Raw genomic sequence first — 21,260 nt, 5'->3', positions numbered from 1 at the left:
GTTGGAAACGGGTTGGACGTTCGTCTCCTTGATGACCTGAGTGATCTCTGTCTTCTGCTCAACGGTCACATTGCTGATGGAAGCGGTCGAACTCTGGTCCTGCTGGGTAGAAGTATTGCTCTGAGCCTGGTTTGTGGTCGTGGTCCCAGCCTTACCCTGAGCCTGCTGTTCGGTCTGCATCTTGGAGCTGCCCTGAGCCTGCTCGGTGGTGGTGGTTCCAGCCTTGCCCTGGGCTTGCTCCTCGGTCTTCATCTTCGTGTTGCCCGTAGCCTGCTGGTCAGTCGTGGCGCCAGCCTTGCCTTGGGCCTGCTCTTCAGTCTTCATCTTCGGTTTGCCCGTGGCCTGCTGCTCAGTCGTAGCGCCAGCCTTGCCCTGAGCCTGCTCGCCGGTCTTCAGCTTCGGTTTGCCCTGCGCCTGTTGATCAGTGGTGGCGCCGGCCTTGCCCTGAGCCTGCTCGCCCATCTTGGCGCCGTTCTGGCAATTGGCAGTGCCGGCTGCACAATTGGCGCCGGACTGATCGTCGGTCGACTGCTGCGTCTGGGCAAGTGCGGCCCCGCAGCTGACGCTGATTGCTAACATGCTGGTGATCAGAACGCCTTTCATGAGAGATCTCCTTGGAAAACGCGTCCCTTCACCCCGCAAAACTGCGTCTAAAAAACTTTGTTCCAAACTAATGGAGGGAAACGGCAAGCGATCCGAGTGGCGGAACAAGCTCCACCTGATGACGTTACCGGCCTATAGCGACCCCGCTGCGAACAGCATGACGCGGCGCAGCGCAGAGGTGGCTCACGAGGAAAGGAGACAATCATGAGAATGCATCTTTCGGCGGCCGCGGCTGGGTTTTTGCTGCTTGCGGGTGTCGGCGCCGCTGCCGCTCAGGACGTGGTCATCGAACCGCAGCAGGAGACGATCGTACGCGAGTATGTGAAAAAGCAGCCTCTGGCGTCCGTCCAGCTTCCCGGCGTGGAGCTCAATGTCGGCTCGACCCTGCCCGATACCGTCGAGCTTCATGAGGTTCCCGACGTCAAATACCGCTATGTCGTCGTCGACAATCGGACCGTCCTGGTCGATCCTGGCACGCGCAGGATTGTAAAGGTCATCGAGTGAGCAAGCGCGTCGCTTTGAAGGGACATGCGGCGCGTCCAGCATTGTCGACATCCCGACGCAGAAAGGCCCGCCGTTTCGAAGCACGGCGGGCCTCATAGCGGAGACGAGGTCCGGACAATTTCTGAACCAGCATTGGCTTAGAACGCATGATCCCAGCACGCCCTGTGCTCGCCAGGCCCGAAACTTTGAGAGAATATTCCTGGCTTCGCATCTCGCGGGAAATACGGTGCTTTGATCCGACGGTCAGCATTCCCGATGATGCCGACAAGGCTTGGCACTCCGCCTGGCCGCAACGACTTCAGAACCGACGGGATAGATCATGTCTGGGAACACCAACACTTTGCACTCATTTTTCTCCGCAAGTATAAACCGGCGCGCCGGTCTCGCTGTACTTCTCGCATCAGCGGTTGCGATTGTCAGCCTTGCTGCGCCGTCGCTCGCCGAGGACAAGACGGCGGTCAAGGTCGGCATCATGAGCGGCGAGGACGAGGACGTCTGGCGCGTCGTCACCGCCCAGGCGGCGGATAGGGGCCTGACAATCGAGACCGTGGTGTTCAACGACTATACCCAGCCGAATGAAGCGCTCGAGCGTGGCGAAATCGACGCCAACGCCTTCCAGCACAAGCCCTATCTCGACAACCAGATCAAGACGCAGGGCTATCACATCGTCCCGGTCGGCTATACCGGGGTCTGGCCGATCGGCCTTTATTCCAAGAAGTACGCGAAGATTGCCGACCTGCCAGAAGGCGCGGTCATTGGCGTGCCGAACGACCCGTCCAATGAGGGCCGCGCACTGCGCGTCCTGCAGAGCGAACATCTGATCAAGCTCAGGGAAGGCACCGGCATTCTGGCGACGACCACCGACATCGCCGAAAACCCGAAGCACTTGGTCATCAAGGAGCTGGACGCAGGCATCGTCGGGCGCTCGGTGGAAGACCTCGACGCGGCCGTAGTCAACACGGATTGGGCGCTTAAAAGCGGCCTCACACCGGAGAATCGCATCGCCCAGGAGGCGGTGGCCGACAATCCCTACCGCAATTTCATCGCGGTCAAGGCCGGCAATGAAAACCAGCCCTGGGTAAAGACATTGGTCGCCTCCTATCAGAACGAAAAGGTGAAGGCCGAATTCGATCGGGTCTACAAGGGAACCGGCATCAGCGCCTATTGATGCCGAGCTCGACTGGGCGCCGAAGCCCGGCATGGTAAAGCGGTCCGCGCTTCAACGCGGACCGCGATCGCGTTTGCGGGACACCAATACAGGAACTTTCATGAACCAGCATTTCGCCTCGGTCACCGAAGTCATGCGTCCCGTCGGCGGCCGCTCCGCCGGACCGAACGATGTCGTGCGCCTCATCGAGCTGAAACGCCGCTTCGGCGCGACAGCGGCGCTGGACGGCGTGTCGCTCAGCGTGCGCCAGGGCGAGATCCTCGGCATCATCGGCCGCAGCGGCGCCGGCAAGTCGACGCTGATACGCTGCCTGAACGGCCTGGAGCGGCCGGATTCAGGACAGGTCTACATCGAAGGCCGCGACATCAGCCGGCTCGGCGAGCGCGAATTGCAGCCGCTGCGCCGGCGCATCGGCATGATCTTCCAGCATTTCAACCTGCTGTCCGCCAAGACGGTCGAAGACAACGTAGCGCTGCCGCTCAAGATCGAAGGCCGGCCCAGGGCCGAACGCCTGGCGCGCGCCGCCGAGCTGCTCGAGCTCGTCGGCCTGTCGGAGAAGGCGAAAGCCTATCCGGCGTCGCTGTCGGGCGGGCAGAAGCAGCGTGTCGGCATTGCCCGGGCGCTTGCGGCGCGCCCGGCGCTACTTTTGTCCGACGAAGCGACCTCGGCGCTCGACCCGGAGACGACGCGCTCCATCCTTGCCTTGCTGAGGGACATCAACCGGCAGCTTGGCCTGACCATCCTGCTGATCACGCATGAGATGGAGGTGATCCGCTCGATCGCCGACCGGGTCGCGGTGATCGACGCTGGGCGGATCGTCGAGCAAGGGCCGGTGTGGTCGGTCTTTGCCGACCCGAAATCGGCGATCACACAAAGCCTGCTCGGCGGCATCCGGCCGCAATTGCCGGCGGAGATCGCAAGCCAGCTAACGCAGAACGCCGGCGTGGAGGCGATCCTCAGGATCGACGTGGCCGGTGAGGCCGCGCGAAGCCCGCTTTTGTCCGATCTTGCCTCGGCAGTTCCCGGCTCGTTCCGCCTCGTGCATGGCGGCATCGATCACGTCCAGCAGCAGCCTGTCGGGACACTGTTCGTGGCGGTCGCCGGCAGCAATGAAGCTCACCTGGCAGAGGTGATCGCGTTCTTGAAAGCCCGCCAAGCGCGGGTGGAGGTGCTTGGCCATGTCGCCGGTTCTGTTTGAGCTTCTCGTCCGTTCAATCTGGGAAACGATCCTGATGACGGCCGCCTCCGGCCTCGTCTCGCTGATTTTCGGGCTGCCGCTCGGCCTGGCGCTGGTCGCCACCGACCGCGGCGGCATCGCCGAAAACCTGTGGGTGAACCGCGCGCTTGGCGCTGTCATCAACGGCTTCCGCTCGGTGCCTTTCATCATCCTGCTGGTCGCGCTGATCCCGGTGACGCGGCTGATCGTCGGCACCTCGATCGGCACCTGGGCAGCGATCGTGCCGCTGTCGATCGCGGCGACGCCCTACTATGCCCGGATCGCCGAAGTGTCGCTGCGCGAGGTCGACCACGGGCTGATCGAGGCAGCACGCGCCATGGGCGGCAACCGCTGGACGATTATTCGAGAGGTGCTGGTGCCGGAAGCGTTGCCGGGCATCGTCGCCGGCTTCACGGTGACGCTGGTGACGCTGATCGGCGCCGCGGCCCCGGCCGGCGCCCGAGGCGCCGGCGGCCTCGGCGACCTCGCCATCCGCTACGGCTACCAGCGCTTCGAGACGTCCGTCATGATCGCCGTTGTCATTGTGCTGATCATCCTGGTCTGCGGCATCCAGTGGGCCGGCGACCGGCTGGTCGCGAGGCTGGACCACCGCAACTGATCGTTGGCCGCAAATGAGGGAAATCCGGGGCCGCGCCGTCAGCCGGCGCGCCTCTTTTCCGTGGCTGCCCGGTCGATCCCCAATCCATCCGCCGAGAGAGCGACGCCGAACTTTTCGGCGGCTTCTGCGGGCGTGTAATAGCCCAGCGCGACATCCCTCGACACCAGATCGGCGTCCCGCTGCAACGGATCGCCGTAGCCGCCGCCGCCCGGTGTGCCGACCCGCACGCGGTCGCCTGCCTTCAGCGCGATGTCCTGCTCCTTGGAGAGGTGCGGCGGCACATGTTCCTCGCCGTTGCGGAACACGGTGACCGTGTTGACCGCGCCGTCCTTGCCGCCGAGCGCGCCTTGCGGGCCGAAGCGGCCGTGATCCATGACGAAAGAGGCGCGGGCGTCGCCGCGCAGGATCTCTACCTCATAGGCGAGCCCAAACCCGCCGCGGTGCTTGCCGGCGCCGCCCGAGCCTTCGCGCAGCGCATAATGCCGGTAGAGCACCGGGAAGGCCTGCTCCATGATCTCGACCGGCGGCGACTTGGAGATGCCGATGGTAGAGCAGCCATTGGTCAGGCCGTCGTGACCGGCATTGCCGCCATAGCCGCCGCCGGAGATCTGGTACATGACATAATCGCGGCCACGGACCGGATCGTTGCCGCCGAGCGCGAAATTGCCGCTGGAGCCAGCCGGAGCCGCCGTCACCCTGTCCGGCAGGGCCTGCACCATCGCCGCGAACACCGCCTCGGCGATGCGCTGCGAAACCTCAGCCGCGCAGCCCGATACCGGCCGCGGATATTTGGCGTCGAGGAAGGTGCCTTCCGGCCGCTTGACGATCAGCGGCTCGAAGGCGCCGGCGCTGATCGGCACATCGGGGAAAATGTGCCGCATGGCGAGATAGACCGAGGACAAGGTCGTCGCCAGCACGCTGTTCATCGGCCCAGCGCAGGGCTGTGATGAGCCCGAGAAGTCGAAGCTGAGCGTGTCGCCCTGTTTTTCGGCCGCCAGCGCGATAGTCAGCGGCTCGTTTACCACGCCGTCTGAATCGACGAAGGCCCGCGAGCGATAGATTCCGTCGGGAATGGCCGATATGTTGACGCGCATCTGTTCAGCGGCGCGGCGCCGCAATTCGTCGATCGCTTCGACAACCGTTCCATCTCCGTAACGATCCAGGATTCCGTTAAGCCTGTCCTGGCCGATCAGCAGTGCAGCCGCCTGCGCGCGGATATCGCCAATACGCTGGTCGGCGACACGGATGTTGGAGCAGATGATGGCGTAGATCTCCGGGTCGAGCACGCCCTTCTTGAACAGTTTCACCGGCGGCAACCGCAAGCCTTCCTGCTCGACCGCCGTTGCCGAGGCGGAGAATCCGCCCGGCACCGAACCGCCAATGTCGGGCCAATGGCCGGTGTTCGATAGCCAGCAGAAGATCTTCCCGTCCCGGTAGACCGGCATGGCGAAGCGCACATCCATCAGATGGGTGCCGCCGAGATAGGGATCGTTGACGATGTAGATATCGCCCGGCTCGGGCGGCAGGCAGCGTCCTTCGGCGATCATCTCGATCACCGTTTTGGTCGAATACTGCATGACGCCGACGAACACCGGCAGGCCCTGGCTGCCTTGCGCGATCAGCGAACCATCGACTGCCGAATAGATGCCATCCGAACGGTCATTGGCCTCGGCGATGACAGGCGAAAAGGCGGCGCGCGAAAACGTCAGGTCCATTTCGTCGCAGACCTGCTGCAGGGCCGCCTGGAGGACCGAAAGCGTAATGGTGTCGAGCTGCGCCATCTCAGGCCTCACCGATGTCGATGATGATGTTGCCGTCGGCATCCGATCGCGCCCGGTCGCCGGGCTCCAGCACAGTCGTCGCGTCCATCTGTTCGAGGATCGCCGGACCTTCGATTGTTGCGTCGAGCGGCAACTTTTCCCTGCTGTAGACCGGCGTGTCGTACCAGCGCCCGCCATACCAGACAGGCCGGATCTCGCGCCGCGCCTCTTCGAGCGTTTTGGCGCGCCCAGCCGGGTCGATCAGCCGGGACAGATCGATTGCCGGCCGCACGCCGGTGACCGAGGTGTTGAGGTTGACCAGATTGGCGCGGATTTCCGGCAACTGGACCTTGAAGCGGGCGAAATAGGCCTTCTCGAACAGGTGCTGCAGTCCCTCGCGTGTCACCGCAGACGACGGCAGCGGCACGTTGATGATATGCGTCTGGCCGACGAACTGCATGTCGGCGGAATGCGTGACGCGGATCATTTCCGGCTTCACCGCCTCCTTGCCGATCAGCTCCTCGCCTTCGTTTCGGTGCCGTTCCAATGTCTCATGAAGCTGGGTTTCATCGAGACTGGGCACCGACTGATTGACCGTGTTGACGAAATCATGGCGCAGATCGGCGACGACGCAGCCGAGAGCATTGGTGATGCCTGGCCGCGCCGGCACCAGCACTTTCGGCAGGCCTAGTTCGCGCGCCAATGCCGTCGCATGCAGCGGCCCGGCGCCGCCGAAGGCGAACAGCGCGAAATCGCGCGGGTCGTGGCCGCGCGACACCGAGACCATGCGGATGGCGCCGGCCATCTTCACGTTGCCGAGCCGCAGCACCGCACCCGCCGCCTCGACGCCGGACAAGCCTGTGGCGCGGCCGATCCTGTCCTCGAATATGCCGGTGACCCGTTCGACGGTGACCGGGTTTTCCACCGCGAGCAGCTTCTTCGGCGCCAGCCTGCCGAGCACCAGATTGGCGTCGGTGATGGTCGGCTCCAAGCCGCCGCGTCCGTAGCATATCGGGCCGGGATTGGCGCCGGCACTTTCCGGGCCGATCTGGATCAGGCCTGCCGCATCGACGTGGGCGATTGAGCCGCCGCCGGCGCCGACCGTATGCACCGCCACCATCGGCACGTGGATCGGCATCGCATACTCGATCTCGATCTCGTTCGACACCGCCGGCTCGGCGTTGCGGATCAGCGCCACGTCGGTCGAGGTGCCGCCCATGTCATAGGTGACCAGGTTTTCGAAGCCGGCGCGTTTTCCGGTATAGGCGGCAGCGATGACGCCGGAAGCGGGGCCGGACATGACGGTCTTGGCCGACTCACGTGTGACAAAGCGGGCCGAGATCATGCCGCCATTGCCGTTCATGATCAGGAAGTCGCGGGCGTAGCCTTTTGACGCCAGCTCCTTGCGCAGCCGCTCGACATAGCGTTCGAGGATCGGTTGCACCGAAGCGTTGACCGAAGCGGTCACCCCGCGCTCGAATTCGCGCGCTTCCGAAAGCAGGGCGTGGCCTGTCGTGATGTAGCCGTTCGGCCAAAGCTCGGCCGCTATCTCGGCGGCGCGCCGCTCATGCGCCGGGTTGGCGTAGGAATGCAGGAAATGGATGACCAGGGATTCGCAGCCGGCTGCGATCAGTTGTGAAATCGCTGTCCGCATATCGGCCTCGTCGAGCGGGATGCGCACCGCGCCCGAGGCCTCGACCCGCTCCGACACTTCGAGCCGCAGATTGCGCGGAATGATCGGGACGAACGTGCCCGTCATGCCATAGGCCTGCGGCCGTGTCCGCCGGCCAAGCTCGATGACGTCGCGAAAGCCGCGCGTGGTGATCATGCCGGTCTTGGCCAGCCGGCGCTCCAGGACCGCGTTGGTGGTGGTCGTCGTGCCGTGCACGATGAGGTCGATGCCGTCGACCGGAAAGCCGGTGGCGCCAAGTGCTGCAACGACGCCGAACGCCTGGTTGTCGACCGTGGTCGGGGTCTTGGCGATATGCACCCGGCCACCGTCACGGCCGTCGATCAGAAGCAGGTCGGTAAAAGTTCCGCCGACATCGATGCCGGCGACGACGCCGCCAGTCGAATCCAGCGCTTGCGCCGAAAAATTCTGTCCCATTGTCGAAACCCGAAATGCCCGAACTGCCTAGATGCCTTAGTTTGGAAAGCTGTTTTACGGTGGCGTCTTGACGCAAATATCGTTTGTATACTAATAAATTCCGGACACAAGAGCTTACCGCTTCGGAGTGTGCAAACGGCACGCTGGAACCTGACCGGTTCGGGCGCGCAGGTGGAGATTTGGCGCCGGCGCTGAGCCGGCCCAGAAGGTTAGGTTTGATGAACACCACATCCGCGTTCAACACAGCCGGCGCCCGGCCGCTGCAGTTCCCGATACCGGCCAATGTCTATGCCGAAACCGTCGTCTCGGTGAAGCATTATACCGACCGGCTGTTTTCGTTCCGCATCACCCGGCCGCAGTCGCTGCGCTTCCGCTCCGGCGAATTCGTCATGATCGGCCTGCCCAATGCCGAGAAGCCAGTGTTCCGCGCCTATTCGATCGCCAGCCCGTCCTGGGACGACGAACTCGAATTCTTCTCGATCAAGGTGCCGGACGGCCCGCTTACCTCGGAGCTGCAGAAAATCGGGATCGGCGATACAGTCATCATGCGGCAGAAGTCGACCGGCACGCTGGTGGTCGACGCGCTGACGCCGGCCAAGCGCCTGTTCATGATCTCGACAGGTACCGGCATCGCACCCTTCGCCAGCCTGCTGCGCGATCCCGACACCTATGAGAAGTTCGAGCAGGTGGTCCTGACCCATACCTGCCGCGACAATGCCGAGCTCACCTACGGCCAGGAGCTGGTGACAGCGCTTGAGAAGGACCCGCTGATCGGCGAACTGACCGGCGGCCGCGTCACGCTGTATAATTCGACGACGCGCGAGACCTCCGTGCGCATGGGCCGCATCACCGCGCTGATCGGCTCGGGCAAATTCTACACCGATCTCGGCATCGACAGGCTCAATCCCGAGACCGACCGCATCATGATCTGCGGCTCGATGCATATGCTCAAGGACGTCAAGGAACTGGCCGAAAGCCTCGGCTTCCAGGAAGGCTCGCTGCACCATCCGGCAAGCTTCGTCGTCGAGCGCGCCTTCGTCGGCTGAGACGCGCAGTTCAGCGTCCACTGGTTCGAGACCCTGATTTTGATCATGCGGTCAAAAATCGGCTGCCTTGACTGTCTTTTTCCGTTATGACCGCTTGAAGGACTCGTGAAGCGCTGCTTCACGGTCTATCTTCGGCATAAGTCGCTGAACAAGGGGCAGGAGATGAGCAGCACAATCCGCGAAACCGATCTCGGCACGTCCAAGATCACGCCGCTGCCGGCGCGCGCCGCCGCCAATGCGCCGATGCCGCAAGCCCATGGCATTGCTCGCAATCCCGGCATGAGGCTCGATCTCGGCTTCATGGAATCGATGCGCGGCGTCAACCGCTCGGCGCTGGAACGCCGCGTCGCCAGCCTGACCAAAAGACGCTCGATCAAGGCCGATAACCAGGCGGCCTGGCTGCTGCGCGCGGTCGCCTGCATGGACCTGACGACGCTGAACTCGAACGACACGGAAGAGCGCGTGCGCAGGCTCTGTGCCAAGGCAGTCAACCCGTTCCGTCGCGACATCGTCGAGGGGCTGGGCATTACTGGTGAAAAGATCCGCCCGGCGGCGATCTGCGTCTATCATCCCTTCGTCGCCACCGCCGTAGAAGCGCTGCGCGGCAGCGGCGTCCATGTCGCCGCCGTTTCGACCGCCTTCCCGCATGGCCTTGCACCGCTTTCGACGCGCCTGCAAGAGATCGAAGCATCGGTCCGCGACGGCGCCGACGAGATCGACGTCGTCATCCCGCGCGGCCTGGTATTCGCGGCGAAATGGCAGGAGCTTTATAACGAGATCGTCTCGATGCGCGCCGCTTGCGGCGAGGCGCATCTGAAGGTGATCCTCGGTACCGGCGACCTCGCCACGCTGCGCAACGTCATGCTCGCCTCGATGGTGGCGATGATGGCGGGTGCAGATTTCATCAAGACCTCGACCGGCAAGGAAAGCGTCAACGCGACGCTGCCGGTCGGCCTTGCCATGGTGCGCGCTATCCGCGCCTATTTCGAGGAAACCGGCTATCTCATCGGCTTCAAGCCGGCCGGTGGCATTTCCACGGCAAAAGCCTCGCTCGATTGGCTGGTGCTGATGAAAGAAGAACTGGGCCGGCCGTGGCTGGAGCCGGAGCTGTTCCGCTTCGGAGCATCGAGCCTTTTGACCGATATCGAGCGCCAGCTCGAGCATCATCTGACCGGCCACTACTCGGCCAATCATCGCCACGCGATGGCGTGATTCGGAGCACTTCATGAACATCCTCGAACGCTATCACGCCATGGAATACGGCCCGGCGCCGGAGGCGCGCAACGAGGCCGATGCGTGGCTTGCCGCGCGGGATTTCGGCAAAGCGCTGTTCATCGGCGGCGACTGGAAGGCAGCCAGCGGAGGCAAAACCTTCGACACCAGCGATCCGTCCTCGGGAAAGCTGCTGGCCAAGGTGTCGTATGCCCGTGCCGCCGATATCGACGCGGCGGTTGCGGCGGCCACAAAAGCGCAGCCGAAATGGAGCGCCAGCACCGGATATCAACGCGCCAAAGTGCTCTACGCCATCGGCCGCGCCATGCAGCGCCACCAACGGCTGTTCGCGGTGCTGGAATCGATCGACAATGGCAAGCCGATCCGCGAAAGCCGCGACATCGACGTGCCGCTGGCGATCCGCCATTTCATCCATCATGCCGGCTGGGCGCAGGCGCTGGACAGGGATTTTCCCGGCCACAAGGCCGTCGGCGTCGTCGGCCAGATCATCCCGTGGAACTTCCCGCTCTTGATGCTCGCTTGGAAGATCGCGCCGGCGCTCGCTGCGGGCTGCACCGTGGTGCTCAAACCCGCGGAATTCACGCCGCTCACCGCGATCCTGTTTGCCGAGATCTGCGGACGCGCCGGCGTGCCGAAGGGCGTCGTCAACATCGTCCAGGGCGGGCCGGAGGCGGGCGCAGCCATCGTCAACCATCCCGGCGTCCAGAAGATTGCCTTCACCGGTTCGTCCGAGGTCGGCAAGATCATCCGCAAGGCCACTGCCGGCTCGGGCAAAAAACTGTCGCTGGAGCTTGGCGGCAAGTCGGCATTCGTCGTTTTCGAGGATGCCGACCTCGACAGCGCCGTCGAGGGTCTGGTCGACGGCATCTGGTTCAACCAGGGCCAGGTGTGCTGTGCCGGCTCGCGCCTTCTGGTGCAAGAAGGCATCGCCGACGCCTTCATCGCCAAGGTCAAGACGCGGATGAGCCGGCTGCGCATCGGCAGTCCGCTCGACAAGAACACCGATATCGGCCCGCTGGTCGATTTGACTCAGCTCGATCGCGTCAAGGGCCTGATCGCCGAAGGCGCCAAGCAGGGCGCGATCTGCTGGCAGCCGGACTCGGCACTGCCCGCCGCGGGCTATTACCATCTGCCAACGCTGGCGACCGGTGTTTCGCCGGCTAACATCTTGGCACAGGAAGAGGTGTTCGGGCCGGTGCTCGCCACTATGACCTTCCGCAACACCGAGGAAGCGATCGAGCTCGCCAACAACACACGCTATGGCCTGGCCGCTTCGGTGTGGAGCGAGAACATCAATCTTGCCCTGCACGTCGCGCCGCAATTGAAGGCCGGCGTCGTCTGGGTCAACGGCACCAATATGTTCGACGCCTCCTGCGGCTTTGGCGGCTACCGCGAGAGCGGCTTTGGCCGCGAAGGCGGGCGCGAGGGCATGTTCGAATATCTCTCGGCAAAACTGCCGCTCGGCCCGATCATCAAACCGGCAACGTCTTCGGCCCGACCTGTCGAGCAGGCGGAAGGTGGCGCCATCGACCGCACGGCAAAGCTGTTCATCGGCGGCAAGCAGGTCCGGCCGGACGGCAATTATTCCTTCGCCATCGCCAGCGCCAAGGGCAAGCTTGCCGGCGAGATGGGTCTCGGCAACCGCAAGGATATCCGTGACGCCGTCGCGGCCGCGCGCGCCTGCAAGGCCTGGCCGGAGGCGACCGCCTACAACCGCAGCCAGGTGCTCTATTACCTGGCCGAAAACCTTTCCGGCCGCGCCGACGAGTTTGCCGCCCGTTTGACCCAGCTCACCGGCGCGACCGCCAAGGCGGCGCGTGACGAGGTCGAGCTGTCGATCGAGCGCCTTTTCCTCTATGCCGGCTTGGCCGACAAATTCGAGGCCCGCGTCCACCAGCCGCCGGCCCGCGCCGTCACATTGGCGCTGCACGAGCCAGTCGGCGTCGTCGGCATCATCGCGCCGGATAATGCGCCTCTGCTTGGCCTGATCTCGCTGGTGGCGCCGGCGCTTGCCATGGGCAACACCGTAGTCGCAGTGCCATCCGAAAAATACCCGCTGCTTGCCACCGACCTCTACCAGGTCATCGAATATTCCGACGTTCCCGCAGGCGCCATCAATATCGTTACCGGCCGTAGCGCCGAGCTTGCCGGCGTATTGGCCAAGCATGACGATGTCGACGGGCTCTGGGTGTTCGCCGATGCCGAGACTTGCGCCAAGGCCGAGGCCGAGTCCATCGGCAATCTCAAACGCGTCTGGACCGGCAACGGCCACAGCCTCGACTGGCCCTCGAACGAAGCAGCCGGCGATGCCTTGCTGCGCCGTGCGATCGAGGTCAAGAACGTCTGGGTGCCCTACGGCGACTGAGTGTCCCGGAGGGACGTCCGGGCTTGACGGGCCAACAAATGTTCTTTACCGAGAAAAAACATTTGGTTGGCAGGGCGAATATCGAAACAGGCGGGATGGTACTGCCCGGCTGGCACATTGCGCCCCGGCCTTGTGCCGGTAAAAAGCCGAACGATCACAGACGGGCGAGGAGAGAAGCATGGCGGATCTGACAGGCAAGATCGTTGTCGTCACGGCGGCGGCGCAAGGCATCGGCCGGGCAAGTGCGCTGGCTTTCGCCAAGGCCGGCGCCGTCGTCCATGCCACCGACATCAACGAGGTGGTGCTCGCCGACCTCGGCAAGACGCCCGGTATCAAGACCCGCAAGCTCGACGTGCTGAACGACGAGGCGGTGAACGCCGCGTTTGCCGAGATCGGCGCCGTCGACGTGCTGTTCAATTGCGCCGGCTTCGTCCATTCCGGCTCGATCCTCGAGATGAAGGACGGCGATCTCGACTTTGCCTATGATCTCAATGTCCGCTCGATGATCCGCACCATCCGCGCCGTGCTGCCCGGCATGCTGGAGCGCGGCGACGGCTCGATCATCAACATGGCGTCGCTGGCCAGTTCGACCAAGGGCGTGCCGAACCGCTTCGTCTATGGCCTAACCAAGGCAGCCGTCATCGGCCTGACCAAGTCGGTCGCCGCCGACTATGTCGGCAAGGGCATACGCTGCAATGCGATCTGTCCGGGCACGGTCGAAAGCCCGTCGCTGCAGGACCGCATGCATGCGCAGGGCGACTACGAAGCAGCTCGCGCCGCCTTCATCGCCCGCCAGCCGATGGGCCGCCTCGGCACGCCCGAGGAAATCGCAGATCTCGCCGTCTATCTGGCCGGCGCCACCTATACGTCGGGGCAGGCTTATAATATCGACGGTGGCTGGTCTATCTAAGAGGCCATTTAAAAACCCTACTCCGCCGGGCGCCTGATGCGGCTTTCTGCGCTTCCGGTGCTCACGTACTTAAGTACGCTCCGCTCCGGTTCTCGAAACCCACGCCATTCGCCGCAGCGGAGCGAGTTTGCAAACGGCCTCTGGTCGCAACTGGGAGAAAACTGCATGAAACTGCTGCGCTATGGCGAGGCGGGGAGCGAACGCCCCGGCCTGCTCGATGCCGATGGAACGATCCGCGACCTCTCCGCCCATGTCACCGACATTGCCGGCAAGGCGCTTGACCCGGCATCGCTCGAGATATTGTCGAAGCTCGACCCGAAGACGCTGCCGGCGGTTTCCGGCAAGCCGCGGATCGGCGCCTGCGTCGCCGGCACCGGCAAATTCATCTGCATCGGCCTCAACTATTCCGACCACGCCGCCGAAACCGGTGCTACCGTGCCGCCGGAGCCGATCATCTTCATGAAGGCAAGCTCGGCTATTGTCGGGCCGAACGACGACGTGCTGATCCCGCGCGGCTCGGTGAAGACCGACTGGGAGGTCGAGCTCGGCGTGGTGATCGGCAAGACTGCAAAGTATGTCACCGAGGCCGAGGCGCTGGATTATGTCGCCGGCTATTGCGTCGCGCACGACGTCTCCGAGCGCGCCTTCCAGGCCGAGCGCCAGGGCCAGTGGACCAAGGGCAAGTCCTGCGACACGTTCGGGCCGATCGGCCCGTGGCTGGTGACCAAGGACGAGGTCAAGGACCCGCAGAACATCCCGATGTGGCTGACGGTCAACGGCAAGACGATGCAGAACGGCTCGACCAAGACCATGGTCTTCGGCGTCGCTTATCTCGTCTCCTATCTCAGCCAGTTCATGTCGCTGCACCCGGGCGACATCATCTCGACCGGCACGCCGCCCGGCGTCGGCCTCGGCATGAAGCCGCCGGTCTTCCTGAAGCCCGGCGACGTGGTCGAGCTCGGCATCGAAGGGCTGGGCATCCAGAAGCAGACGTTCAAGGCGGATTTGTAGGCGCTCTTCCTTCTCCCCTTGGGGGAGAAGGTGGATCGGCGCGCAGCGCCGAGACGGATGAGGGGTGCTGCAAGAAAACGAGGCGTGAAAACATCAGGGGATTTTAGGCACTTACGCCTTCAGCGTAGCGATCCGTCCAACACCCCTCATCCAACCGAGCTTCGCTCGGCCACCTTCTCCCACAAGGGGAGAAGGGGAGTCGGCGCCTGCGCTACTTCAGCACCTTCCCATCGGCTCCAAACCGGTATGTCTTTGCCGGATCCGGCGTCGCATAGAGCGTGGCACCCGGTTCAGCGTTATAGACGCCGAAGATGCGCACTGTGATCAAGCCGGCCTTCTCGCAGTCGAGATAGAGGTTGGTGTCGGCGCCAAGGTGCTCGGCATGGACGACCGTGCCTTTCCAGGCGCCGGATTTGGGATCGACGGTCAGATGTTCGGGACGGACGCCGATGGTCTTGGCCGTCTCGCCAAGCCTGGCGCCGTCGACGAAATTCATCTTCGGTGAGCCGATGAAGCCGGCGACGAATTCATTTGCCGGCGAATTGTAAAGCTCCATCGGTCCGCCGATCTGCTCGATCTTTCCCGCGTTCAGCACGACGATCTTGTCGGCCAGCGTCATCGCCTCGACCTGGTCGTGGGTGACATAGATCATCGTGGCCTTCAGCCGGCGATGCAATTGCGCGATCTCCAGCCTGGTGTTGACGCGCAGCGCGGCATCGAGGTTGGACAGCGGCTCGTCGAACAGAAAAAGCTTGGGCTCGCGCACCACGGCGCGGCCGATGGCGACGCGCTGGCGCTGACCGCCGGAAAGCTCGGCCGGCCGCCTCTCTAGGTAGGGCTCCAGCGACAGCATCGACGAGGCGATGCCGATGCGGCGGTCGATCTCGGCCGCCGGTGTGCCCGCCTGCTTGAGGCCGAGGCCCATGTTGTTCTTCACCGTCAGATGCGGATAGAGCGCATACGTCTGGAACACCATGGCGATGCCGCGTTTAGCCGGCGGGGTGGCGGAGACGTCCGCCCCGTCGATCACCACGCGGCCCGAGGTCGAGTCCTCCAGCCCGGCAATGACCCTGAGCAGCGTCGACTTTCCGCAGCCGGATGGACCGACGAAGACGACGAACTCGCCATCCGTCACCTCGAGGTTGATGCCCTTCAGCACCTCGACCGGCCCAAAGGCCTTCTTCACATTTTCGATGTTCAGCGAGCCCACGGCTTCGTCCCTGTTCTAGAGTTTCACGGCGAGGCCGCTGCGCACGCTCTCGTCTGCGGCAAGGCAGACGGCGAGCGACTTCACCGCGTCGTCCATGTGACGGGTCAAGTCCAGATCCTCGCGGACCGCCTTCAGCACAAACGCCTGTTCCAGGTCGCAGAGGTCCTGATGGCCGGGCTCGCCTTGCATCGACAGCATCTCGTCCGGTTTGGCGAATTTGCCGTCGGCTCCGGTCGCCGCACTGTGCAGGCGGATGGTCGAGGTCTTGGTGTGGGTGTCGATGTCGTCGGACCTGACACCCTCCTTCATGACGATCGACACGCAGCCATTGGGCGAGATCACGTCTTTCACGAAGAAAGCCGTCTCCGAAATCATCGGCCCCCAGCCGGCCTCGTACCAGCCGACCGAACCGTCGTCGAACAGCACCTGCAGATGACCGTAATTGTACATCGACGGCGCGATCTCGTCGCTCAGCCTCAGCCCCATGCCGCGCACCTCGACCGGCCTGGCGTCGGTGATCTGCAGCATCACGTCGAGATAATGCACGCCGCAATCGACGATCGGCGATGTCGTCTGCATCAGCTGCTTGTGCGTCTCCCAGCTATGGCCGGAGGATTGCTGGTTGAGGTTCATGCGGAACACGTAAGGGCCGCCGAGCTTCCGCGCCTCGGCGATCAGCCGGATCCAGGACGGGTGATGGCGCAGGATGTAGCCGATCACCAGTTTTTTGCCGTTGGCCTTGGCTGCCGCGACCACGCGCTTTGCATCGGCGACGGTGGTTGCCAGCGGCTTTTCGACGAAGACATGGCAGCCGGCCTCGAATGCTTTGACCGCATAGTCGGCATGGCTGTCGGAATAGGTGGCGATGCAGGCGACATCGGGCTTTTCGTCGCGTAGCGCCTCGTCGAAGGAACGCCGGGTGGCGTAGGTCGAAAGCCCTTCCGGCAGCGGCACGTCGGAGCGGTTGACCAGTGCGGCGATCTGGAATCCCGGATTGGTGTGATAGGCCAGCGCATGGCTGCGCCCCATATTGCCGAGGCCGGCGACGACGACGCGAAGGGGTGTTTGCGAATTCACTTGACCGCTCCCGAAGTGATGCCGCGGATCAGCTGCCGCGAGAAGATGACGTAGAGGATCAGCACCGGCATGATCGCCAGCGAAAGTGCCGCCAGGATGGCGTTCCAGTTGGTGACGAACTGGCCGAGGAACAATTGCGCGCCGAGCGTCACTGTCTTGGTCTCCTCCGACGGCGCCAGGATCAGCGGGAACCACAGATCGTTCCAGATCGGGATCATGGTGAAGACCGCGACCGTCGCCATCGATGGGCGCACCAGCGGCAGCACCAGGCGGAAGAAGATGGTGTATTCGGACAGGCCGTCGATCCTGCCCGCATTCTTCAGATCGTCCGAGACCTGCTTCATGAATTCCGACAGGATGAAGACGGCAAGCGGCAGGCCCTGCGCCGTGTAGACCAGGATCAGCGCCGTCAGCGTGTTGACCAGCCCGCTCGCCACCATCAATTGCAGGATGGCGACGGTGCCAAGGCGGATCGGGATCATGATGCCGAGCGCCAGATAGAGCCCCATCAGCGAATTGCCGCGGAAGCGGTATTCCGACAGCGAGAAAGCCGCCATGGCGCCGAACAAAAGCACGAAGAACAGCGAGGCGACGGTGACGACAAGGCTGTTCTGGAAATAGTGGATGAAATCGCCCTGGCCGATCACCGTGGTGTAGCCGATCAGGTCGAAGGTCCCTGGCGTCGGCGGCGCCAGCGGCGCACCGAAGATGGCGGCGCGCGACTTGAATGAGTTGACGATAACGATGATTACCGGAAACAGCGCGATCGCCGTGTAGGTCAGAAGGATCGCATGCGCGCCGATGGTGCGGGGCAGCGAGCGGGTTGCGGTGCTCATGGTCGCGCTCCCCTAAAACTGGTAGCGACGCAAGCGCGTCTGTACGAGGAATAGATAGACGCAGACGCCGCCGAGGATGATCAGGAACATCATCGTGGCGATCGCCGCGCCCATGTTGGGATCGCCGACCTGCAGCTGGAAACCGAAGAAGGCGCGGTAGAGGAAGGTGCCGAGAATATCCGTTGAATAATTCGGCCCGGCCAGCGCGCCTTGCGCGGTGTAGATCAGGTCGAAAGCGTTGAAGTTGCCGACGAAGGTCAGGATCGAGATGATGCCGATCGACGGCAGGATGAGCGGCAGCTTGATCTTCCAGAACTGCGCCATCCCAGTGATGCCGTCGCATTCGGCCGCTTCGATCACCTCTTCGGGAATGGACAGCAGTGCCGCATAGATCAGCATCATCGGGATGCCGACGAACTGCCACACCGAGATCAGGCTGAGCGCGGTCAGCGCATATTGCGCCTTGCCGAGCCAGGGCGTGAACAGGCTTTTCAGGCCGACAAGGTCCATCATATGCGGCGCCACGCCCCATAGCGGCGACAGGATCAGCTTCCAGGCGAAGCCGACGATGACGAAAGACAGGATCGTCGGCACGAAGATCGCCGTGCGGTAGAAGGCGGAAAACCGTAGCCTGGGGCTGGACAGAAGTGCGGCCAAAAGGACGCCGATCGGGTTCTGCACCAGCATGTGGATGATGAAGAACCAGACATTGTTCCTGAGCGCGTTCCAGAAATTGACCGACCAGTTTGGATCACCGAACAGCATGCGGAAATTTTCCAGTCCGACGAAGACCTGCGACTGGTTGATGTTGCGGAACAGCGACAGCTGCAGCGTGCCGGCCAGCGGCAGGATCATGATCGCCGTATAGACCAGCAGCGCCGGCGCCAGGAAAACGCCGATATGCCAACGGAACGGTCTTTTCGGTGCTGCGGCCATGCGTTCGGTCCCCGCCGATCAGGTCTTGCTATTGCCGCCAAAGGGCGCGGCGCCTCCCTCCCCCTCGAGGGGAGGGTGCCTCGCAAAGCGAGGCGGGTGGGGTCGGCAGAGGCAGCGCCATCGTCGTTCGACCGTGCTTTCCAGCAGCGATCAAGCCGCAGCCTGCCTCGACCGACCCCCTCTGTCGCCTTCGGCGACATCTCCCCCTCGAGGGGGGAGACAACGCTTCGCCGCGCTCTTACTTCGCCGGCTTGTACCAGCTGTCGAGGCCGTCCTGCAGCTTCTTGGCGGCAGCTTCCGGCGTGTCGGTGCCGTTGATGACGTTGGCCGATTCAACCCACGTCTCGTTTTCGAGGTTCGGCGTGCCGCGCGACAGGATCTGGTAAGTCGAGCGGATCGTCGACTTGCACTTGCCGCGCCAGGAGACGAATTCCTGGGCCAGCGGGTCTTCCATCTTCACCGGGGTGTTGTTCAGGCTGAAGAAGCCCGGCAGCGCGTTGGCATAGATGGTGGCGAAATCCGGCGAGGCCACCCAGGACAGGAAGGTCTTGGCCGCATCCGCGTTCTTCGAGGCCGCATTGAGGCCCATGCCGATGTCGGTGTGGTCGGAGATGTAGCAGGTGTCGCCGGCCTTCTGCACCGGCGGCGGGAAGGCGCCCATCTTGAACTGCGCCTGCGTGTTGAACAGGCCGATCTCCCACGAGCCGGCCGGGTAGATGGCGGCGCGACCGAGCGTGAACAGGTTCTGGCTGTCCGGATAGGTCTGCGCCTCGAAGCCGTCGCCGAGATAGTCCTTCCACTTGGCCAGTTCCTTGAAGGGCTCGACCCACTGCGGATCGGTCAGCTTCTGCTCGCCCTTGATCAGCGCCAGGCGGCCTTCCTCGCCCTTCCAGTAGTTCGGGCCGATGTTCTGGTAGCCCATGGTCGCCGCTTCCCAGAGATCCTTGGTGCCCATCGCCATCGGGATGTAGGTGCCGTCGGCCTTGATCTTGTCGAGCGCGGCGAAGAATTCGTCGCGCGTCTCCGGCACCTTGATGCCGAGCTTGTCGAAGGCGTCCTTGTTGTAGATGAAGCCATGGATGACGGAGGCCATCGGCACGCAGAAACTCGACTTGCCGTCGTCGGTCTGCCAGGCAGCCTTGGCGACGTCGGAGAAGTTCTCCATGCCGGGCAGGGTCGAGATGTCGGCGAGGTTGCCCTTCTTGAAGAGTTCCAGCGACTTGTCGAACGGGCGGCAGGTGATCAGGTCGCCGGCCGAGCCGGCGGCAAGCTTGGCGCCGAGGGCGGCGTCATATTCGGTTGGCGCCGACGGCGCGAACACCACCTTGATGCCCGGGTTCTTGGCTTCGAAGGCCGGGATCAGCTTGTCCTTCCAGATGGCAAGGTCGTCGCCGCGCCAGCTTTCGATGTTGAGCGTTACGTCGTCGGCATAAGCCACCCCGGCGGAGCCGAGAATGCTGGTGCCGAGAAGAAGTGCCGTCAGTAGCTTCGTTGTCATGCTCAGTCTCCCTGTTGACCTTTTTCAGGTTCGGTTTTGATGAGAACAGAGGCATTGCGCCCCTTGCTCCCCTCGATCGCGGAAAGGGCCGGCCGCAGCTTGTGGCCAGTCCCTTCCAATATCTTCTCGGCTGCATCGGCGCTGGCGGCGCCGGCGGCGAGCAGAATAGCGGTCTTGACGACGCCGCCGCTCCTTTCGAGCAGGCGCGCCGCCTCGTCCTTGTCGCGCCCGCTGACGGCGGCGACGATGCGTGCGGCGCGGTCGCGCAGCTTGATGTTGTCGGCCATGAGGTTGACCATGTAGCCGTCATGGACATGGCCGAGATGGATGGCGGCGAGCGTCGACAGCATGTTGAGCGCGATCTTCTGGGCGGTGCCTGCGCCCATGCGCGTTGAGCCGGCAATCAGCTCCGGCGGCGTTTCGAGCATGATGGCGATGTCGGCCAGCCGCAACAGCGGCGCATCCCTGTTGTTGGCGATGGCAATGGTCGCCGCACCGCGGCGCCTGGCGTCCTCGATCGCCCTGACTGCATAAGGTGTCGAGCCGCTGGCCGAGACGGCGATCAGGCAGTCGCCCTTGCCGATGCGGGCGGCGGCAACTGCTGCCGAAGCTTCCTCGGTGTCGTCCTCCGGCCCGCCGGCCAGTGTCTTGAAGGCCTCGTCGCCGCCGGCGATCAGGATGGCGATGCGGTCGCGTTGGATGCCGAAAGTGCCCGGCAGCTCAAGCGCGTCGGCCAGTGCCATCAGGCCCGAACTGCCGGCAGCCGCATAGGCGAGCTTGCCGCCGCTTTTCAGTCTGCTTGCGATGATTTCGGCTGCCGCGGCAATGGCAGGAATGGCGCCGTGCACGGCCTTGGCGGCCTCGATCTGTGCGTTGGCCAAAGAGGAAAGGACGGCTTCCGGGGCCTGGATATCCAGTCCCTCGGCATTCTGGTGAAGCGCTTCGGTGCGCGTTTCGGCCATCCGCTTTCCTCCAATCGAGAAAACCATACCAAAAAAATACCACTTGTCCACACGCATTAATGAAATCCTTGCGGCAGTGCAGGCTTGCGAACGAAATTGGCTGATTTTCCAACAAACTACGCCTTAACTTTTTTGAAACGGAAATTAATCCTTGGCTATTGGTATTTTATTGGTATTATCCGCCCGGAGGAGAAATCGC

Annotated in this window: 18 protein-coding genes; 9 read left to right on the top strand and 9 right to left on the bottom strand. The window is 63.5% G+C overall.

Annotation, left to right across the window (positions count from 1 at the left end; genetic code table 11):
- Positions 1 to 603: hypothetical protein (locus tag NKI08_RS19285; RefSeq protein WP_352771481.1), on the bottom strand; the 603-nt coding region annotated here is incomplete at its 3' end.
- Between the two features lie 204 nt (positions 604 to 807).
- On the opposite strand from NKI08_RS19285, the gene NKI08_RS19280 reads away from it, so the two are divergent.
- The 4 genes from NKI08_RS19280 (at position 808) to NKI08_RS19265 (ending at position 4,110) form a co-directional block, all read left to right on the top strand.
- Positions 808 to 1,107 carry a DUF1236 domain-containing protein gene (locus NKI08_RS19280; protein ID WP_352473090.1) on the top strand — a complete coding sequence of 100 codons (300 nt, stop codon included), beginning with the start codon at positions 808 to 810 and terminating at the stop codon, positions 1,105 to 1,107.
- A 319-nt stretch (positions 1,108 to 1,426) separates the two neighbouring features.
- Positions 1,427 to 2,275 carry a MetQ/NlpA family lipoprotein gene (locus NKI08_RS19275; protein WP_352473092.1) on the top strand — a complete coding sequence of 283 codons (849 nt, stop codon included), beginning with the start codon at positions 1,427 to 1,429 and terminating at the stop codon, positions 2,273 to 2,275.
- A gap of 100 nt (positions 2,276 to 2,375) precedes the next feature.
- The gene (locus tag NKI08_RS19270; RefSeq protein ID WP_502893761.1) at positions 2,376 to 3,473 is read left to right on the top strand and encodes a methionine ABC transporter ATP-binding protein; all 1,098 of its coding nucleotides are present in this window, start codon (positions 2,376 to 2,378) and stop codon (positions 3,471 to 3,473) included.
- Positions 3,454 to 4,110 carry a methionine ABC transporter permease gene (locus tag NKI08_RS19265; RefSeq protein WP_352771478.1) on the top strand — a complete coding sequence of 219 codons (657 nt, stop codon included), beginning with the start codon at positions 3,454 to 3,456 and terminating at the stop codon, positions 4,108 to 4,110. The genes NKI08_RS19270 and NKI08_RS19265 overlap by 20 nt, the downstream gene beginning before the upstream one ends.
- Positions 4,111 to 4,148: 38 nt before the next feature.
- Here the strand turns inward: NKI08_RS19265 and NKI08_RS19260 are convergent, their stop codons facing one another.
- Positions 4,149 to 5,891: a hydantoinase B/oxoprolinase family protein gene (locus NKI08_RS19260; RefSeq protein ID WP_352771476.1), complete on the bottom strand. Its 1,743-nt coding sequence runs from the start codon at positions 5,889 to 5,891 to the stop codon at positions 4,149 to 4,151.
- Between the two features lies 1 nt (position 5,892).
- Complete coding sequence (locus NKI08_RS19255; protein WP_352771474.1) at positions 5,893 to 7,977, bottom strand: hydantoinase/oxoprolinase family protein; 2,085 nt, start codon at positions 7,975 to 7,977, stop codon at positions 5,893 to 5,895.
- Between the two features lie 218 nt (positions 7,978 to 8,195).
- Between NKI08_RS19255 and NKI08_RS19250 the strand changes: the two genes are divergently transcribed.
- The 5 genes from NKI08_RS19250 to NKI08_RS19230 all read left to right on the top strand — a co-directional run bounded on the left by NKI08_RS19250 (position 8,196) and on the right by NKI08_RS19230 (position 14,542).
- On the top strand, positions 8,196 to 9,023 hold the full coding sequence (locus tag NKI08_RS19250) for a ferredoxin--NADP reductase (RefSeq protein WP_352771472.1): 828 nt from the start codon (positions 8,196 to 8,198) through the stop codon (positions 9,021 to 9,023).
- Positions 9,024 to 9,185: 162 nt separating this feature from the next.
- The gene (gene deoC / locus NKI08_RS19245; RefSeq protein WP_352771470.1) at positions 9,186 to 10,235 is read left to right on the top strand and encodes a deoxyribose-phosphate aldolase; all 1,050 of its coding nucleotides are present in this window, start codon (positions 9,186 to 9,188) and stop codon (positions 10,233 to 10,235) included.
- A gap of 13 nt (positions 10,236 to 10,248) precedes the next feature.
- Entirely contained in the window at positions 10,249 to 12,621 is a 2,373-nt protein-coding gene (locus NKI08_RS19240) for an aldehyde dehydrogenase family protein (protein WP_352771468.1), read from the top strand.
- A 178-nt stretch (positions 12,622 to 12,799) separates the two neighbouring features.
- Positions 12,800 to 13,531, top strand: coding sequence for an SDR family oxidoreductase (locus NKI08_RS19235; RefSeq protein WP_254815741.1), 732 nt, complete (start codon positions 12,800 to 12,802; stop codon positions 13,529 to 13,531).
- Positions 13,532 to 13,696: 165 nt separating this feature from the next.
- Positions 13,697 to 14,542: a fumarylacetoacetate hydrolase family protein gene (locus NKI08_RS19230; protein ID WP_352771467.1), complete on the top strand. Its 846-nt coding sequence runs from the start codon at positions 13,697 to 13,699 to the stop codon at positions 14,540 to 14,542.
- A gap of 211 nt (positions 14,543 to 14,753) precedes the next feature.
- Here NKI08_RS19230 and NKI08_RS19225 read toward each other — a convergent pair whose 3' ends face one another.
- The 6 genes from NKI08_RS19225 to NKI08_RS19200 form a co-directional block, all read right to left on the bottom strand.
- Positions 14,754 to 15,752 carry an ABC transporter ATP-binding protein gene (locus NKI08_RS19225; RefSeq protein WP_352749536.1) on the bottom strand — a complete coding sequence of 333 codons (999 nt, stop codon included), beginning with the start codon at positions 15,750 to 15,752 and terminating at the stop codon, positions 14,754 to 14,756.
- Between the two features lie 15 nt (positions 15,753 to 15,767).
- Positions 15,768 to 16,829 (bottom strand): Gfo/Idh/MocA family protein, encoded by a 1,062-nt coding sequence (locus NKI08_RS19220; protein WP_352771464.1) that lies wholly within the window; start codon positions 16,827 to 16,829, stop codon positions 15,768 to 15,770.
- Positions 16,826 to 17,665 (bottom strand): carbohydrate ABC transporter permease, encoded by an 840-nt coding sequence (locus NKI08_RS19215; protein WP_352771463.1) that lies wholly within the window; start codon positions 17,663 to 17,665, stop codon positions 16,826 to 16,828. Before NKI08_RS19215 ends, NKI08_RS19220 begins: the two co-directional genes overlap by 4 nt.
- 12 nt (positions 17,666 to 17,677) lie before the next feature.
- Positions 17,678 to 18,601, bottom strand: a complete 924-nt coding sequence (locus tag NKI08_RS19210) for a carbohydrate ABC transporter permease (RefSeq protein WP_023718922.1) — start codon at positions 18,599 to 18,601, stop codon at positions 17,678 to 17,680.
- A 238-nt stretch (positions 18,602 to 18,839) separates the two neighbouring features.
- Positions 18,840 to 20,099, bottom strand: coding sequence for an ABC transporter substrate-binding protein (locus tag NKI08_RS19205; RefSeq protein WP_352449606.1), 1,260 nt, complete (start codon positions 20,097 to 20,099; stop codon positions 18,840 to 18,842).
- A gap of 2 nt (positions 20,100 to 20,101) precedes the next feature.
- Positions 20,102 to 21,061, bottom strand: a complete 960-nt coding sequence (locus tag NKI08_RS19200; RefSeq protein ID WP_352771461.1) for an N-acetylmuramic acid 6-phosphate etherase — start codon at positions 21,059 to 21,061, stop codon at positions 20,102 to 20,104.
- Between the last annotated feature and the right edge of the window lie 199 nt (positions 21,062 to 21,260).

Origin of the sequence: Mesorhizobium sp. M0768 (assembly GCF_040320195.1) — a bacterium.
Taxonomy (GTDB): Bacteria; Pseudomonadota; Alphaproteobacteria; order Rhizobiales; family Rhizobiaceae; genus Mesorhizobium.
The sequence above is the reverse complement of the archived record's forward strand: the minus strand, read 5'-3'. Positions and strand labels throughout refer to the sequence as shown.

Bases quoted from the DNA above. Each gene is read 5' to 3' on its own strand.
- NKI08_RS19255 (WP_352771474.1), bottom strand. From the start codon at position 7,977: ATGGGACAGAATTTTTCGGCGCAAGCGCTGGATTCGACTGGCGGCGTC.
- NKI08_RS19260 (WP_352771476.1), bottom strand. From the start codon at position 5,891: ATGGCGCAGCTCGACACCATTACGCTTTCGGTCCTCCAGGCGGCCCTG.
- deoC (WP_352771470.1), top strand. From the start codon at position 9,186: ATGAGCAGCACAATCCGCGAAACCGATCTCGGCACGTCCAAGATCACG.
- NKI08_RS19265 (WP_352771478.1), top strand. From the start codon at position 3,454: ATGTCGCCGGTTCTGTTTGAGCTTCTCGTCCGTTCAATCTGGGAAACG.
- NKI08_RS19275 (WP_352473092.1), top strand. From the start codon at position 1,427: ATGTCTGGGAACACCAACACTTTGCACTCATTTTTCTCCGCAAGTATA.
- NKI08_RS19235 (WP_254815741.1), top strand. From the start codon at position 12,800: ATGGCGGATCTGACAGGCAAGATCGTTGTCGTCACGGCGGCGGCGCAA.
- NKI08_RS19210 (WP_023718922.1), bottom strand. From the start codon at position 18,601: ATGGCCGCAGCACCGAAAAGACCGTTCCGTTGGCATATCGGCGTTTTC.
- NKI08_RS19270 (WP_502893761.1), top strand. From the start codon at position 2,376: ATGAACCAGCATTTCGCCTCGGTCACCGAAGTCATGCGTCCCGTCGGC.
- NKI08_RS19230 (WP_352771467.1), top strand. From the start codon at position 13,697: ATGAAACTGCTGCGCTATGGCGAGGCGGGGAGCGAACGCCCCGGCCTG.
- NKI08_RS19200 (WP_352771461.1), bottom strand. From the start codon at position 21,061: ATGGCCGAAACGCGCACCGAAGCGCTTCACCAGAATGCCGAGGGACTG.
- NKI08_RS19250 (WP_352771472.1), top strand. From the start codon at position 8,196: ATGAACACCACATCCGCGTTCAACACAGCCGGCGCCCGGCCGCTGCAG.
- NKI08_RS19280 (WP_352473090.1), top strand. From the start codon at position 808: ATGAGAATGCATCTTTCGGCGGCCGCGGCTGGGTTTTTGCTGCTTGCG.
- NKI08_RS19205 (WP_352449606.1), bottom strand. From the start codon at position 20,099: ATGACAACGAAGCTACTGACGGCACTTCTTCTCGGCACCAGCATTCTC.
- NKI08_RS19215 (WP_352771463.1), bottom strand. From the start codon at position 17,665: ATGAGCACCGCAACCCGCTCGCTGCCCCGCACCATCGGCGCGCATGCG.
- NKI08_RS19240 (WP_352771468.1), top strand. From the start codon at position 10,249: ATGAACATCCTCGAACGCTATCACGCCATGGAATACGGCCCGGCGCCG.